Origin of the sequence: Streptacidiphilus sp. P02-A3a, from assembly GCF_014084105.1 — a bacterium.
Classification (GTDB): domain Bacteria; phylum Actinomycetota; class Actinomycetes; order Streptomycetales; family Streptomycetaceae; genus Streptacidiphilus.
Window position 1 is genome coordinate 874644 of sequence record NZ_CP048289.1, and the last position, 15108, is coordinate 889751.

A 15108-nucleotide genomic window follows, 5' to 3' on the forward strand; every position below is an offset into this window, starting at 1 on the left:
CGCCGTACCCGCCCGGGGCAACGCACATCGGAGCACGTCGGAGGGGAGCAACGGCATGGACTTCGCCTTCAGCGCCGCGGACGAGGTGTTCCGCGCCCGCGCCCGCGACTGGCTCGCCCAGCGGCTGGAAGGCCCCGACGCGCCCTTCGCCGACCTGCGCCGCACCGCCCGGGCCGCTCTCGCCGTCGAGCGACGCCGGGACTGGGAACGCGAGTTGGGCTCCGGCGGCTGGATCGGCATCGGCTGGCAGCCGGGATCGCTGACCCGGCAGGTGGTCTGGGCCGAGGAGTACGCCCGGGCCCAGGCCCCCGCGCCGCTCGGGGTGATCGGCGAGCACCTGCTCGGGCCGACCCTGCTGCACCACGGCAGCCGGGCCCAGCGGGAGCGGTTCCTGCCCGGGATCGCCACCGGCGCCGAGATCTGGTGCCAGGGCTACAGCGAACCCGGCGCGGGCTCGGACCTGGCCGCCGTCCGCACCAGCGCCCGCAGGGACGGCGACGGCTGGCTGGTCAGCGGGCAGAAGACGTGGACCTCGCTGTCCAGGTGGGCCGACCGCTGCTTCGTGCTGGCCCGCACCGAACCGGGTTCGCACCGGCACCACGGCCTCAGCCTGCTGCTGCTGCCGATGGACCAGCCCGGACGGGTCGAGGTGCGGCCGATCCGACAGCTCGACGGCGAGGCGGAGTTCAGCGAGGTCTTCTTCGACGACGCCCGCGCCGACGACGTGCTCGGGCGGGTCGGGGACGGCTGGCGGGTCGCCATGACGCTGCTCGCCTTCGAACGCGGGGTCGGCATGCTCGGCCGACAGATCGGCTACGCCCGCGAGTTGGCGGTGGTGCTGGCCGAGGCGGCGCGCACCGGGGCCGCCGCCGACCCGGTGGTCCGCGAACAGCTCACCCGGCAGTGGGCCGACCTCCAGGTGATCCGCTGCAACGCGCTCCGCACCCTGGGCACCGCCGAACCGGGCACCGCCGCCGTGGCGAAGCTGCTCTGGGGCGGCTGGCACCAGCGGCTCGGCGAACTCGGGGTGCGTGTCCTGGGCCCGGCCGGGGCCCTCGCCCCGGGCCAGTTCGCCAGCGACACCTATGAACTGACGGAGGCTCAGCACGCGCTGCTGTTCTCCCGGGCCGACACCATCTACGGCGGCAGCGACCAGATCCAGCGCAACCTCATCGCCGAGCGGGTCCTCGGCCTGCCCCGCGAACCCCGCCCGGCCCGGACCGACTGACACCCACCCCTGGAGGCCCCGGCCATGCCCGGCACACCCGCAACCCACCAGCTCTTCGTCGACGGCACCTGGCGTGAGGGCGGCGACGGCAGCTACCCCGTGGTCAACCCGGCCACCGAACAGGTCGTCGGCCACGCGCCGGAGGCCTCCGCCACCGACGTCGCGGACGCCGTCGCCGCCGCCCGCCGGGCCCACCGGGACTGGTCGCGCACCAGCCCGGCGGAGCGCGCCGCGCTGCTCGACCGGATCGCCGACGCGGTGCTCGACCACGCCGCGGAGCTGGTGCCGCTGCTCCAGGCGGAGACCGGGGCGACCCTCCGGGTGGCCTCGTCCATGCAACTGCCGGTGGTCGCCGACCGGTTCCGCCGCTACGCCCGGGGCGCGCGGGAGCCGGGCACCGCCGCGCTGGCGCCGCAGCCGGTCGCCGCCTCGCCGCTGGCCCCGGGCGGGCTCACCAACGCCGTGGCGGTACGCCGACCGGTGGGCGTCGTCGGCTGCGTCACCTCGTACAACTTCCCGATCGTCAACCTCGCCGGGAAGCTCGCGCCCGCGCTGGCCACCGGCAACACCGTGGTCGCCAAGCCCGCCCCGCAGGACCCGCTGACCTGCCTGCGGCTGGGCGAGATCTTCCAGGAGGCCGGGGCCCCGCCCGGGATCTTCAACGTGGTGACCGGCTCCGGAGCCGCCCCCGGCGCCGCGCTGGTGGCGTCCCCGGACGTCGACATGATCAGCTTCACCGGCTCGACCGCCGTCGGCCGCCGGATCGCCGCCGACGGCGGCGCCACCATGAAGCGGCTGCTGCTGGAACTCGGCGGCAAGGGCGCCGCCGTGGTGCTGGCCGACGCCGACCTGCCCACCGCCGTCGCCGCCATCGGCTCCACCTGGGCGTTCCACTCCGGACAGATCTGCACCGCGCCCACCCGCGCCCTGGTCCACCGCTCCCGCTACCAGGAGCTGGTGGCGGCGCTGGCCCGGTACGCCGCCGCGCTGCCGGTCGGCGACCCGCTGCGGCCGGGCACCGTCGTCGGCCCGCTGATCAGCGCCGCGCACCGGGACCGGGTCGAGGGGTACATCAGCGGCGCGCTGGCCGAGGGCGCGCGCCTGGTTGCCGGGGGCACCCGCAAGGAGCACGCGGCGGACGCGGCACCGCTCCCCGGTACCGGCTTCTACGTGCCGCCGACGCTGCTGACCGAGGTCACCCCGGGGATGGCGGTCGCCCGGGAGGAGGTCTTCGGCCCGGTGGTGGTGGTGCTGCCGTTCGACGACGAGGAGCAGGCGGTGGAACTGGCCAACTCCACCGAGTTCGGCCTCTACGACTACGTGTTCTCCGGCGACACCGCCCGGGCGTACGCCCTGGCCGGGCGGCTGCGCAGCGGCAGCGTCGGGGTCAACACCGCGCAGCGGCACGCGGAGACGCCGTTCGGCGGCTTCAAGCAGAGCGGCCTGGGCCGCGACGGCGGCTCCTACGCACTGGACGCGTACACCGAACTCCAGGCCCTGGTCTGGCAGTCCTGACCTGTCCGGCGGATCGCGGAACCCGCGGAGACAGAACCCGCGGAGACAGAACCCACGGAGACGGAACCCACGGAGAGAGGTGCGCGCATGAAAGGCGTGGTCTTCGACGGCAGGACGGCCGAGGTGGTGGACGACCTCACGGTCCGCGACCCGGGCCCCGGTGAGGTGCTGGTGCGGATCGCGGCGGCCGGACTCTGCCACAGCGACCTCTCGGTGATCGACGGCACCATCCCCTTCCCGGTCCCGGTCGTGCTCGGCCACGAGGGCGCGGGCACCGTCGAGGCCGTCGGCGAGGGCGTGGTCCACGTGGCCCCCGGCGACCACGTCGCCGTGTCCACCATCGCCAACTGCGGCAGCTGCCCCGAATGCGGCCGGGGCCGCCCGACCATGTGCCGCAAGGCCATCGGCCGCCCGGGCACCCCGTTCACCCGCGACAGCGCGCCGGGCACCCCCCTCCACAACTTCGCCTCCGCCTCGGTCTTCGCCGAACGCACCGTGGTCAAGGCCGTCCAGGCGGTGCGGATCGACCCGGAGATCCCGTTCACCTCCGCCGCGCTGATCGGCTGCTCCGTGGTGACCGGCGTCGGCGCGGCGCTCAACCGGGCCCGGGTCGGCCTCGGCGACACCGTCGCCGTGATCGGCTGCGGCGGGATCGGCCTGAACGTCATCCAGGGCGCGCGGATCGCCGGGGCCGGGCGGATCGTGGCCGTCGACGCGGTCGCGGCCAAGGAGGGCATCGCCCGGACCTTCGGCGCCACCGACTTCGTCGACGCCCGCGCGGTGGACTCCGTCGTCGAGGCCGTCCGCGCGCTGCTGCCGACCGGAGTCGACCACGCCTTCGAGTGCGTCGGCAGCACCGCGCTGATCCGCCAGGCCGTCGACCTGCTGGACCGGCACGGGCAGGCGGTGCTGCTCGGGATGACGCCGGTCACCGCCGAGGCCTCGTTCCGGCCCGCCGAGCTCTTCCTGGACAAGGCGGTGCTGGGCTGCCGCTACGGCTCCTCCCGGCCGCAGACCGACATCCCCCGCTACGCCGCGCTCTACCGCTCCGGCCGCCTGCTGCTGGACGAACTCGTCACCGCCGTCTACCCGGTGGACGAGTTCGAGCGCGCCGCCGACGACACCCAGCACGCCCGGGTGGCCCGCGCCGTCCTCAGCTTCGGGAGCCACTGAGGGGCCTCCGGAGCCGCCGACCCCGCTGGAACCACCGATGCTACCGAAGAGTAGGAACGATCACCGGTGCCTTGTTAGGCTGCGGCCCGGGCAGAGCCGCCCGCCACCCCGGCCGATAGGAACCCACACATGACCGGCACCACGCCCGCCGACCAGCCGTCCTCCGTCGCCGAACTCCTGGCCGCCACCGTGCCCATGGTGCGGACGCTGAACCTGGAGTTCCTGGAGTGCACCGACCGGCGCGCGGTGCTGCGCCTGCCCGACCAGCCCGAGTTCCACAACCACCTGGCCGGTCCGCACGCCGGGGCGATGTTCACCCTGGCCGAGTCCGCGAGCGGCGCGGTCGTCCTGGCCGCCTTCAGCGACCAGCTCGGACGCGCGGTGCCGCTGGCCGTCAGCGCCGAGATCGCCTACCGCAAGCTGGCCCGGGGCACGGTCACCGCCGCCGCCGAACTCGGCCGCCCGGCGGCGGAGGTGGTCGCCGAGCTCGACGCGGGCCGGCGCCCCGAGTTCCCGGTGGCGGTCACGCTCACCCGCGAGGACGGCGCGGTCTGCGGCGAGATGACCGTGCTGTGGACGCTGCGCCCGCAGCAGTGACCGGAGTGGCCCTCGGCCCTCGGGCGGCCGCCTCCGCCCCGGTGATCAGGGCCGGGAGCGTGCTGAGGTCGGCGAGGTGGTGCGGCACGCCCGGATCAGGGGTGCGCACCAGCACCGCGTCGATCCCGAGGGCGTGGGCCCCGGCGATGTCGGCGACGGGGTTGTCGCCGATCATCCAGACCCGCTCCGGGTCCCCGGCGGCGGCCAGCGCCAGCCGGAAGGCCTGCGGATGGGGCTTCTCGTAGCCGATCACCGCCGAGTTGACGATCGCGTCGAAGCGCGGCGCGATGCCCAGGGCCGTGATCAGCGCCGTGAGTTCGGGTACGTGGTTGGACAGCACGGCGTGCCGCCAGCCCAGTTCGCTGAGCTCGGCCAGGGCCGGGACGGTGTCCGGGTAGAGCTGCCAGTGCACCGGGTCGGTGTACCGTGCCCGGGCCAGCCCGGCGACGTGGGCCGCCTGCGCTGACCCGATCCCGATCCGGGTCAGTCCCTCGGCGATCACTCCGGTCATGTGCCGCCACCAGGCGTCCGGATCGGACAGCTGCGGGTGGGCGAGGTCCGGCTGGTCCCACAGGTATCTGGTCCTCAGCTCCGCCGATATCTGCTCCCGCCGGTAGCCGTGCCCCGGCGCCTCGGCGTCCAGCAGCTCCAGTACGGTGCCCGACCACCGCCCGGGGCGCTGCCCCAGCGTCCCGTCGAAGTCCCACAGCAGCAAACGCCTTCCGGCCACGGATCCGCCCCCTCCCGGCCGCCGACTCGCCTGGTCGGCGGGCCTGTCGACGCTACCAGAGGGGCACCGCGCGCGGCCGGGATCAGGCGGGGGCCGACCCGCCCAGCACCGCGTCGAGGAACCCCGGGAAGCGGGAGTCCAGTTCGCTCCGACGCAGGATCATCAGCCGGTTCTTGCCGTCGATCCGGGTCTCGGTGATGCCCGCCTCGCGCAGGATCCGCCAGTGGTTCGACAGCGTGGACCGGGGCACGGTGATCCCGTCCGGCAGGCAACTGGTCCAGCCGTCCGCCGCCAGCCGCCGCAGCAGCTCCAGCCGCACCGGGTCGCCCAGCGCGTGCAGCACGGTCGCCAGGTCGAAGTCCTCCGCCTTGGGCTGCGGCAGTTCGCGCATTCGCATCCTCCTGATCCAGGCCCCTGTCTAGTATGACCATCAGTTCAACAGTTCGGGAAAGTCGAAATGATGGGTGAGGAGCGGGACATGAAGGTACTGAGCACGCTGGCCCGGCTGTACGTGGGCGACCTGGACCGGGCGCTGCCGGCGCTGCGCGAACTGACCGGGCTGGAGGAACCGGGGCTGCGCTTCCCCTACAGCGGTGTGGAGGTGGCGAGCATCGGCGGCTTCCTGGTGGTCGCGGGCACCGAGGAGGCCCTCGCCCCGTTCCGGCGGGTGCAGAGCACCGTCCTGGTCGACGACCTGGACGGCGTCCAGGACCTGCTGGGCGCGCACGGGGGCGAGGTCCTGTCCGGGCCGAACCAGGTGCCGACCGGGCGCAACATCACCGTTCGGCACCCGGGCGGAGTCGTCATCGAATACGTGGAGCACACCCGGAGTTCGACCGGCTGAACCCCCAAGTCGCGTGCTCCACGCGACCGCGGGCGGCGGGCCTGGGCCGATCGGGGGCCGGTCCGCTGCCGTACGGGCGAATGCTCGGAGTGGCACGCGGCGCGACGCCGTCCGGCCCGGGGCCGGACCGTAGCGTCGGCGACGCCAGTCCGTTCACCACCCGTAGAGAAGGAACCCACGCCATGCGGAAGACTTACGGCGTCATCGCGGCCGCCGCCCTGCTGGCCGCCGCCGGAACGGTCGCCACGATCAGCAGCAGCCAGGCCGAGACCAGGACCCTGGGCGGGCCCCTGGGCGGGACGCACATCGTCACCGCGACCATGACCACCAAGCACACCGACTTCGCCAAGGCGACCGCGCTGTGCCCGAGCGGCGAGGCGGTCGTCACCGGTGGCGTCTCCAGCAACACCACCGCCGGGGTGTTCGTGATGGCGTCGGCCCCCACCGCGGACGGCAACGGCTGGTACGGCTCCACCCAGAACAGCTACGGCAACTCGAAGTCGTACACCCTCACCGTCTACGCGGTCTGCGCGCCGATCGGCAACTGAGCTCCCGAAGGCCGGGTCGGGCACAGGCAGAGGGCCCGTCGTCCGCCGAGCGGACGCGGGCCCCCTTGAGTCGGTGCTGGCGAAGCCACCGGGGAGACTCAGGCGATCTGATCGGAGAGGATCAGCAGCCGTAGGTCAGTGGTGGAGATCAGACCGGGGTGACGTTCTCGGCCTGCGGACCCTTCGGGCCCTGCGTGACGTCGAACTGCACGGGCTGGTTCTCCTCCAGCGAGCGGAAGCCGCTGGCGTTGATGGCGGAGTAGTGGACGAAGACGTCGGGGCCGCCGCCGTCCTGGGCGATGAAGCCGAAGCCCTTTTCGGCGTTGAACCACTTGACGGTTCCGGTCGCCATAACCGTTCTCCTTGCGAGGGACGTAATGGACGCCACACCTCGTGGCGCCCGGTCCGCTGCGCTGATCGCCCCGCCTTCAGGTACTTCGTGTAACAAAGCTCTGAAAACTACAGAAGCCCGCGGTCACATGCTCCGCAGGCTTGAGTACTGCATGGGAAATCAAACTGCAACTGTAGAAACCCTAGCACGCGGTTTCCCGCCCTGCCAGGGTGATCCACACCCCGCGGCCGCTTGCCGGAGCCGCTGCCCGGAGGCCGCTCCGGACGGGTCTACTGTGCTGGATGTGGACATTCCTACCGAGCGTGACACCCATCCGTACAGCGGCCGGGACCGTGCGCAGGACACTGGACTCCGGCGACCCCGGGTGGGCCACATCCAGTTCCTGAACTGCGTCCCCATCTACTGGGGCCTGGCCCGCACCGGGGCCCTGCTGGACCTCGACCTGTCCAAGGACACCCCGGACCACCTGAACGACGCCCTGGTCCGCGGCGACCTCGACATCTCGCCGATCTCCTGCGTCGAGTACCTGCGCAACGCCGACCAGTTGGTGGTGATGCCGGACATCGCCGTCGGCAGCGACGGCCCGGTGCTGTCCTGCGTGATCGTCAGCCAGGTGCCGCTGGAGCAGCTGGACGGCCGCCGGGTCGCCCTCGGCTCCACCAGCCGGACGTCGGTGCGGCTGGCCCAGCTGCTGCTGGCCGAGCAGTACGGCGTCCGGCCGGACTACTACACCTGCCCGCCGGACCTGTCGCTGATGATGCAGGAGGCCGACGCGGCGGTGCTGATCGGCGACGCCGCGCTGCGCGCCTCGCTGCACGAGGCCCCGCGGCTCGGCCTGGAGGTGCACGACCTGGGCGACATGTGGAAGCAGTGGACCGGCCTGCCCTTCGTCTTCGCGGTGTGGGCCGCCCGCCGGGACTTCCTGGAGCGCGAGCCGGAGGCCGTGCACGAGGTGCACCGGGCCTTCCTGGAGTCGCGGGACCTGTCCATGGCGGAGGTGGACAAGGTCGCCGAGCAGACCGCCCGCTGGGAGACCTTCGACGCCGAACTGCTGCGCCGCTACTACGCCGAGGCGCTCGACTTCTCCTTCGGCGAGCGGCAGCTGGAGGGACTGCGCGAGTTCGCCCGCCGGATCGGTGCCAGTACCGAGCAGGTGCGGGTACTCGAAACCCGGGAGCTGGCTCCCGACCTGCTGGCCTGAGCCCGTCGGCCCGACGGGGCGCGGGCGGTCGAGGAGCGCTGGCGTAGTCTGAACGACGTCCGCGTTTGTACCGGTTGCCGTGGACGAAGCGCAGACTGAGAGGACGCCGAGGTGCCTGAGACCGCCCAGCCCCAGGAGACGGATCTCCAGGCCGTCCTGGACCGTGCCGCCGCCGGGGGCAGGATCACCCCGGAAGAGGCGCTCGACCTCTACCGGCACGCCCCCCTGCACGCCCTGGGCGCGGCGGCCGACGCCGCGCGCCGCCGCCGCTACGCCGGTACCGAGCACATCGCGACGTACATCATCGAGCGGAACATCAACTACACCAACGTCTGCGTGACGGCCTGCAAGTTCTGCGCCTTCTACGCCGCGCCCAAGGACGTCGACAAGGGCTGGTCGCGGGACCTGGACGAGATCCTGCGCCGCTGCGCGGAGACCGTCGAACTCGGCGGCACCCAGATCATGTTCCAGGGCGGCCACCACCCCGACTACGGCGTGGAGTACTACGAGCGGGCCTTCTCGGCGATCAAGAAGGACTTCCCGCAGCTGGTCATCCACTCGCTCGGGGCCTCCGAGATCGAGCACATGGCGCGGATCTCCGGGGTCAGCGCCGAGGAGGCGATCCGCCGGATCCACGCCGCCGGGCTCGACTCCTTCGCGGGCGCCGGCGCGGAGCTGCTGCCCGAGCGCCCCCGCAAGGCCATCGCGCCGCTCAAGGAGTCCGGCGAGCGCTGGCTGGAGATCATGGAGACCGCCCACAACCTGGGCGTCGAGTCCACCTCCACCATGCTGATGGGCACCGGCGAGACCAACGCCGAGCGGATCGAGCACCTGCGCATGATCCGCGACGTGCAGGACCGCACCGGCGGCTTCCGCGCCTTCATCCCGTACACGTACCAGCCCGAGAACAACCACCTCAAGGGCCGTACCCAGGCCACGCTGTTCGAGTACCTGCGGCTGATCGCGATCGCCCGGCTGTTCCTGGACAACGTCGCCCACATCCAGGGCTCGTGGCTGACCGTCGGCAAGGAGATGGGCCAGCTCACGCTGCACTACGGCGCGGACGACCTGGGCTCGGTCATGCTGGAGGAGAACGTGGTCTCCTCGGCCGGGGCCAAGCACCGCTCCAACCGGATGGAGCTGATCAACCTGATCCGCACGGCCGGACGCGTGCCCGCGCAGCGCGCCACCACCTACGAGCACCTGGTCATCCACGAGGACCCGGCGAACGACCCGGTCGACGACCGGGTGGTCTCGCACATCGCCTCCACCGCGATCGAGGGCGGCGGCGTGGGCGTGGCCCGCACCGAGCTGAAGCTCCTCAACTCGGTCGACTGAGTCGTTGCTCACCATCCACGCCACGCCCGGGCTCGCGGTCGCGGTCGAGGGCGAGCGGGTGCTCGCCCTCGGCCCGTCGGCGGAGCTGGAGGCGGCGTACCCGCGGGCCCGGGTGCGCCGCTGGGCCGGGGTGCTCGGCGCCGGGCGGCTGCACGAGGGCCCGCTGCCGGACGCCCCCAGCGCGCGCGAGCGGGTGCACGCCCTGCTGCGCACCGGTGCGACCGCCGCGCACCCGGCGCAGCTGGCCGATCCGGAGCTGCGCGCCGCCGCCCGGCGCAACGGCCTCGTCGCGGCGGATCGGCCACCGGTCCTGGCCGTCGGCGCCCGGGCCGACCTCGCGGTCATCGCCGAGGACGGCAGCTGCCTGGCCACGGTGCTGGCCGGACGCCTGGTCCACCGCCGCGCCTGAACCGTCCTGCCTGAACCCGTCCTGCCTGAACCGTCCCGGCTGAACCGCCGCCCGACCCCGGGTGGCGGGCCCACCCGGGGCCTGGGTGAAGAATGGGCACGTGACCCGAGCCTCCCTGGACAAGCAGCCGCACGAAGTCGCCTCGATGTTCGACGACGTGGCGGCCAAGTACGACCTCACCAACGACGTGCTCTCGCTGGGCCAGACCCGCCTCTGGCGCAAGGCCGTCGCCCGCGCGGTCGACGCCGGGCCCGGCGAGTACGTGCTCGACCTGGCGGCCGGTACCGCCACCTCCTCGCTGCCCTTCGCCGAGGCCGGGGCCGTGGTCGTGCCCTGCGACTTCTCGCTGGGCATGCTGCGCGAGGGCAAGCGCCGGCACCCGGAGCTGCCGCTGACCGCCGGGGACGCCACCCGGCTGCCGTTCGCGGACGCCGTGTTCGACGCCGTCACCATCTCCTTCGGGCTGCGCAACGTCCACGACACCGACGCCGCGCTGCGCGAGCTGCTGCGGGTCACCAAGCCCGGTGGCCGGGTCGTCATCTGCGAGTTCAGCCACCCGGTGTGGGCCCCGCTGCGCACCCTCTACACCGAGTACCTGATGCGCGCGCTGCCGCCGGTCGCCACCGCGGTCAGCAGCAACCCGGACGCCTACGTCTACCTGGCCGACTCCATCCGCGCCTGGCCCGACCAGCCCGCGCTGGCCGCCCGGCTGCAGTCCGCGGGCTGGTCCTCGGTCGCCTGGCGCAACCTCACCGGCGGCATCGTCGCCCTGCACCGGGGCGTCCGGAAGTAGCGGTCCGGAGGCGGCGGTCCGGAGGTGAGGGACCCCGCTCAGGCCCGGGCGGAGCCGGCGGGCCAGACGGTGTGCACGTAGATGCCCCGGGACTCGGCGGCGGCGACGGCGTCGGCGACGGGGGTGCCGGGCTCGCCGTCCCAGACCGCGACGAGTTCGTCGACCAGGTCGAGCAGCGAGTCGACCGGGTCCAGGCCGGGGGCGAGCCGGTGCACCGCGCGCGCCTGGCGCAGCAGCGCGGCCGGGGGCGAGGCCGGACCACCCAGCACCTCCAGCGTGCCCCCGTGCTCCAGCACCGCCTCGGCGAACCAGGTCTCCGGCCCCTCGCCGAGGGGGCTGACGCCGACCAGGCCGTAGGTCTGGTAGCCGGTGACCAGCTTCCACAGCTCGCCGCGCACCAGCATCTCGGTGATGTCGGACAGGCCCCGGTGTCCCATGACGCCGATGTGCATCCGTGCCTCCCAGCTGAAGTAGCCCGCCACCAAGCCCGCCACCGGTGGTGGATCGGGCTCAGGGTAGGCCCATCTCCTAGACTGCCCAGTAGCCCCCACGGGCTAGCCGTACTTCCCGGAGCAGCAGAGTCTTCCGACGAGAGCAGCAGGAGTCCCAGGTGCCGCAGGTGACGCAGCAGACCGCAACCGTCGAGGCCGAAGCCGATGTGATCGTGGTCGGGGCGGGCCCGGCGGGCGCGACCACGGCGTACCACCTGGCGCGGGCCGGTCTTGAGGTGCTGCTGCTGGAGAAGTCGCAGTTCCCCCGGGAGAAGGTCTGCGGCGACGGCTTGACCCCGCGTGCGGTCAAGCAGTTGGTGGACATGGGGATCGACATCTCCGAGGAGGCGGGCTGGCTGCGGAACAAGGGCCTGCGGATCATCGGCGGCGGGGTGCGGCTGGAGCTGGACTGGCCGGATCTGGCGAGCTTCCCCGACTACGGACTGGTCCGCAAGCGCGCCGACTTCGACGAACTGCTGGCCCGCCAGGCGGAGAAGGCCGGGGCCAAGCTGCACCAGCTGTGCAACGTCACCGGCCCGGTGCTGGACGAGCGCAGCGGCCGGATCACCGGGGTCACCGCGAAGCTCGGTGAGTCGAAGCGCGAGGTGGAGTTCCGGGCGCCGCTGGTGGTCGCGGCCGACGGCAACTCGACCCGGCTGTCGCTGTCCATGGGCCTGCACCGGCGCGAGGACCGGCCGATGGGCGTGGCCTACCGCACCTACTTCACCTCGCCGCGCAGCCAGGACGACTACCTGGAGTCCTGGCTGGAGCTGTGGGACCGGCGCGCCGGGCAGGAGAAGCTGCTGCCGGGCTACGGCTGGATCTTCGGGATGGGCGACGGCACCAGCAACGTCGGCCTCGGCCTGCTCAACACCACCTCGGCGTTCAAGGACATCGACTACCGCGAGCTGCTCAAGGTGTGGTGCGCGGGCATGCCGGAGGAGTGGGGCTACACCCCGGAGAACATGACCGAGCCGATCCGGGGCGCGGCGCTGCCGATGGCGTTCAACCGGCAGCCGCACTACACCCGGGGCTTCCTGCTGGTGGGCGACGCGGGCGGGATGGTCAACCCGTTCAACGGCGAGGGCATCGCCTACGCGATGGAGTCGGGCCAGATCGCCGCGGGCGTGATCGTGCAGGCGCTGGCACGGCAGACGGATCTCGGGCGGGAGCGGGCACTTGAGGCCTACCCGAAGATCCTCAAGGAGGTCTACGGGGGCTACTACACGCTGGGCCGGGCCTTCGTGAAGGCGATCGGCAACCCGCTGGTGATGCGGATGGCGGCGCAGCACGGGCTGACCCACCCGATGCTGATGCGGTTCGTGCTGAAGCTGCTGGCCAACCTGACCGACCCGCAGGGCGGCGACGCGATGGACCGGATCATCAACGGCCTGGCCAAGGTCGCCCCGCGCGGCTGACCGCGCGGGGCGGGAGGGGGCGCCGCGGGCCGCGGCGCCCCCTCCCGCGCGTCCTCACCCGTCGCGGGCCGTCAGGCGCGGACGAGGAAGTACTGCCAGCTGCCGTAGGTGCTGAGGTTCTGCGTGTCGGTGGCGCCGGGGACGTACTCCGCGATGGCGCGGAACCGGTGGCCGACCGCGTTGGTCAGCGTGGCCCCGACCGCGGTGGTGCTGGTGGAGCCCAGCGTCGCGCAGGCGTCGGTGGCCACCGTGCGCCAGGCCGAGCCGACGTACTCCTGGAGGGTCGACGCCGCGCACTCGCCGGCCTTGTCCGGAGCGACGCCGACGGCGAAGACGGGCTGCGCCGACTGGTGGTAGACCCGCCACTGGGCGCCGCCCTGCCGCACGGTGGTGTAGTAGCCGCTGAGCGTGTCGACGACGTCCGCGTGGGACCAGCCGACCACGGTGCCCGAGGTGGCCGGCGCGTCATCGGCGTCACCGGCGAAGGACGCGCTGAACGTGGTGTTCCGGGTTATCCGGTACCAGCCGGTGAAGTCGCCGCGGGCGTCGACGGCGCCGCTGGCGACCAGCGCCCTGGCACCGCCGTAGGGCTGTGCGTAGACGGCGACGGTGCTGCCGTGGTCGGCGCCGAGGTGGACGGTGACCCCGACCGCGGCGTTGTACGCGTAGGTCCGGTCGGCGGTGTCGAGGGAGACCCCGATGGTGGTGGCCGCCCGGGAGACCTGGACGGTGGCGTCGGCGGCCCCGGCCGTGTGGGTGGCGTCACCGGCGTAGCTCACCTGGTAGGTGTTGGCCCCGCCGGTCCGCGGGGTGTCGGTGAAGGCGAAGGAGCCGTCGGCCGCCACCGCCGCCTGGGGCAGGGCCACGCCCGCGGGGTGGGCCGGGTCGGTCCGGACGATCTGCACGGCGGCGCCCGCCGGGTAGGGGCCGTCCGGCAGTTGGCCGGTGATCCGGAGCGCCTTGCCCCGGGTGTCGGTCGCCGGGGCGGTCAGCACCGGGACGGCCGCCGGGTAGGCGACCTGGACGCTCGCACCGGCGCTCGCCCCGGCGTGGGCGGCGTCACCGGCGTAGCTCGCGGTGTAGCTGTAGCTGCCCGGAGCGGTCGGGGTGTCGGTGGTCGAGAACGTGCCGTCGGCGCCGACGGTGGCGCTCGGCAGGGCGACCCCGTTCGGGTCCGCCGGGTCGGTGCGGGTGACCGTGACCGTGGTCCCCGCCGGGAACGGCGTCGCCGAGCTCAGCGTGCCCTGGACGGTCAGTTGTCGGCCGGGGATGGCGGTGCCGGGCGCGCTCAGCGTCAGCCGGCTCGTGGCCAGCGCCGGGCTCTGCTGGATGTTCAAGGTGTACGAGGTGCTGCCGGGTCCGGTGTCGGTCACCGCGAAGAGCGTGCCGGAGTCCGGGCTCCAGGCCAGTCCGCGCGGGGCGACCGAGTTGCCGAGACCGTAGCTGCCGAGCGGCGCGGATCCGCCCGGCGCGTAGACGTAGAGGTCGGGGTCGTCCTGCGAGACCCCGGCCGCCACCGTGCCGCTCGGCGCGACGGCGACCGCGTCGGGGTAGGCGGCGGTGGGGTAGTCGCCGTCCGGAGCGAGGGTGGAGGTCTTGAGCAGGACCTGGTCGTAGGGCGCGCCGGTGGCGAGGACGAGGTCCTTGCCGTCCGCGGTCACCGCCATGTCCGCGAGCGCGCCGTAGTTGCTTCCGGGGGCCAGGCCGGCGGTCTCCACCGGGGTGCCGGTGGAGACGTTGTAGGCGTTCAGGTCCGGCGGTTCCTGTCCGGTGTCCCCGGCGATGACGAGGTCCGGGTCGGCCGGGTCGGCGGCCAGCATCGGCGGCCCGAACCAGAGGCCCTGGGCCGCGGTCTGCTTCAGGGTGACCACCGGGGCGGGGCCGCTGAGGTCGAGCGAGCCGATGCTGCCCTGCCAGCTGTTGGCGGGGCCGTAGCCGAACCAGATCCTGCCCCCGGCCACGGCCAGGTAGACCGGGGCGGTGCCGGTGCCGGTCGGGTAGACGGCGGACTGGGTGAGCGTGCCGACGTTGATCGCGGAGATCGAGTCGGCCCCGGTCAGCGCGGCGTAGAGGGTGCCGCCGTCGGCTGACAGGGCCAGTCCGGTCGCGCCGGTCTGGCCCGGGATGGTGGTGACGGTGTTCCCGGCCAGGTCGGTGACCAGGATGCTGCTGCTGCCCGCTCCCTCGCTGATGAACACGTGGCCCCCGGCCACCACCGTCTGCGCGTAGTGCGTGATGGGCAGTGCCACGGCGGTGGTGGCCGGGGCAGTGGTGGCCGGGGCGCTGGTGGCCAGGGCGGGAGCGGCCGGCAGGCCGATCACCGCCAGCATTCCGGCCACGACTGTCCCGGCCGCGCCGAGCGCGGTTCGTCTGACTCGCATGTGTGGAGCCCCCCTGTCGGTGCGAGCTGGTTGGTGCCGGACGAGCGGCGCGGAACCACTGCCGCGCCGGTCTCCCGATCCGGCAACCGC

At 73.2% G+C, this 15108-nt stretch carries 16 protein-coding genes; 11 read left to right on the forward strand and 5 right to left on the reverse strand.

The window, feature by feature from the left end:
• Positions 1-55 precede the first annotated feature (55 nt).
• From GXP74_RS04115 to GXP74_RS04130, 4 genes are all read left to right on the forward strand, one after another.
• Positions 56-1228, forward strand: coding sequence for an acyl-CoA dehydrogenase family protein (locus GXP74_RS04115; RefSeq protein ID WP_182450052.1), 1173 nt, complete (start codon positions 56-58; stop codon positions 1226-1228).
• A gap of 24 nt (positions 1229-1252) precedes the next feature.
• A complete protein-coding gene (locus GXP74_RS04120) occupies positions 1253-2743 on the forward strand; it encodes an aldehyde dehydrogenase (RefSeq protein ID WP_182450053.1) in 1491 nt (496 codons plus the stop codon).
• Positions 2744-2830: 87 nt separating this feature from the next.
• Complete coding sequence (locus GXP74_RS04125; RefSeq protein WP_182450054.1) at positions 2831-3916, forward strand: Zn-dependent alcohol dehydrogenase; 1086 nt, start codon at positions 2831-2833, stop codon at positions 3914-3916.
• Between the two features lie 129 nt (positions 3917-4045).
• Positions 4046-4513: a DUF4442 domain-containing protein gene (locus GXP74_RS04130; RefSeq protein WP_182450055.1), complete on the forward strand. Its 468-nt coding sequence runs from the start codon at positions 4046-4048 to the stop codon at positions 4511-4513.
• Here GXP74_RS04130 and GXP74_RS04135 read toward each other — a convergent pair.
• Positions 4446-5243: an HAD family hydrolase gene (locus GXP74_RS04135; RefSeq protein WP_182450056.1), complete on the reverse strand. Its 798-nt coding sequence runs from the start codon at positions 5241-5243 to the stop codon at positions 4446-4448. The two genes, GXP74_RS04130 and GXP74_RS04135, sit on opposite strands and share 68 nt — an antisense overlap.
• 82 nt (positions 5244-5325) lie before the next feature.
• Positions 5326-5634, reverse strand: a complete 309-nt coding sequence (locus GXP74_RS04140) for a helix-turn-helix transcriptional regulator (RefSeq protein WP_182450057.1) — start codon at positions 5632-5634, stop codon at positions 5326-5328.
• An 87-nt stretch (positions 5635-5721) separates the two neighbouring features.
• Here GXP74_RS04140 and GXP74_RS04145 point away from each other — a divergent pair, with 87 nt between their 5' ends.
• Positions 5722-6087 (forward strand): VOC family protein, encoded by a 366-nt coding sequence (locus GXP74_RS04145; protein WP_182450058.1) that lies wholly within the window; start codon positions 5722-5724, stop codon positions 6085-6087.
• Positions 6088-6269: 182 nt separating this feature from the next.
• The gene (locus tag GXP74_RS04150) at positions 6270-6635 is read left to right on the forward strand and encodes a hypothetical protein (RefSeq protein WP_182450059.1); all 366 of its coding nucleotides are present in this window, start codon (positions 6270-6272) and stop codon (positions 6633-6635) included.
• A gap of 148 nt (positions 6636-6783) precedes the next feature.
• Here the strand turns inward: GXP74_RS04150 and GXP74_RS04155 are convergent, their stop codons facing one another.
• Positions 6784-6987, reverse strand: coding sequence for a cold-shock protein (locus GXP74_RS04155; RefSeq protein WP_182450060.1), 204 nt, complete (start codon positions 6985-6987; stop codon positions 6784-6786).
• A 289-nt stretch (positions 6988-7276) separates the two neighbouring features.
• Here GXP74_RS04155 and GXP74_RS04160 point away from each other — a divergent pair, with 289 nt between their 5' ends.
• The 4 genes from GXP74_RS04160 to GXP74_RS04175 all read left to right on the forward strand — a co-directional run bounded on the left by GXP74_RS04160 (position 7277) and on the right by GXP74_RS04175 (position 10728).
• The gene (locus GXP74_RS04160; protein ID WP_182456132.1) at positions 7277-8188 is read left to right on the forward strand and encodes a menaquinone biosynthetic enzyme MqnA/MqnD family protein; all 912 of its coding nucleotides are present in this window, start codon (positions 7277-7279) and stop codon (positions 8186-8188) included.
• Between the two features lie 111 nt (positions 8189-8299).
• Positions 8300-9526, forward strand: coding sequence for a cyclic dehypoxanthinyl futalosine synthase (mqnC, locus tag GXP74_RS04165; protein WP_182450061.1), 1227 nt, complete (start codon positions 8300-8302; stop codon positions 9524-9526).
• 4 nt (positions 9527-9530) lie between these two features.
• A complete protein-coding gene (locus tag GXP74_RS04170; protein WP_182450062.1) occupies positions 9531-9935 on the forward strand; it encodes a hypothetical protein in 405 nt (134 codons plus the stop codon).
• A gap of 100 nt (positions 9936-10035) precedes the next feature.
• A complete protein-coding gene (locus tag GXP74_RS04175; RefSeq protein WP_182450063.1) occupies positions 10036-10728 on the forward strand; it encodes a demethylmenaquinone methyltransferase in 693 nt (230 codons plus the stop codon).
• 38 nt (positions 10729-10766) lie between these two features.
• Here GXP74_RS04175 and GXP74_RS04180 read toward each other — a convergent pair whose 3' ends face one another.
• The gene (locus GXP74_RS04180) at positions 10767-11222 is read right to left on the reverse strand and encodes a hypothetical protein (protein ID WP_225447705.1); all 456 of its coding nucleotides are present in this window, start codon (positions 11220-11222) and stop codon (positions 10767-10769) included.
• 125 nt (positions 11223-11347) lie between these two features.
• Here GXP74_RS04180 and GXP74_RS04185 point away from each other — a divergent pair, with 125 nt between their 5' ends.
• Positions 11348-12637 (forward strand): geranylgeranyl reductase family protein, encoded by a 1290-nt coding sequence (locus GXP74_RS04185; RefSeq protein ID WP_182450064.1) that lies wholly within the window; start codon positions 11348-11350, stop codon positions 12635-12637.
• 71 nt (positions 12638-12708) lie between these two features.
• Here GXP74_RS04185 and GXP74_RS04190 read toward each other — a convergent pair whose 3' ends face one another.
• Positions 12709-15018: an Ig-like domain repeat protein gene (locus GXP74_RS04190; protein ID WP_182450065.1), complete on the reverse strand. Its 2310-nt coding sequence runs from the start codon at positions 15016-15018 to the stop codon at positions 12709-12711.
• Between the last annotated feature and the right edge of the window lie 90 nt (positions 15019-15108).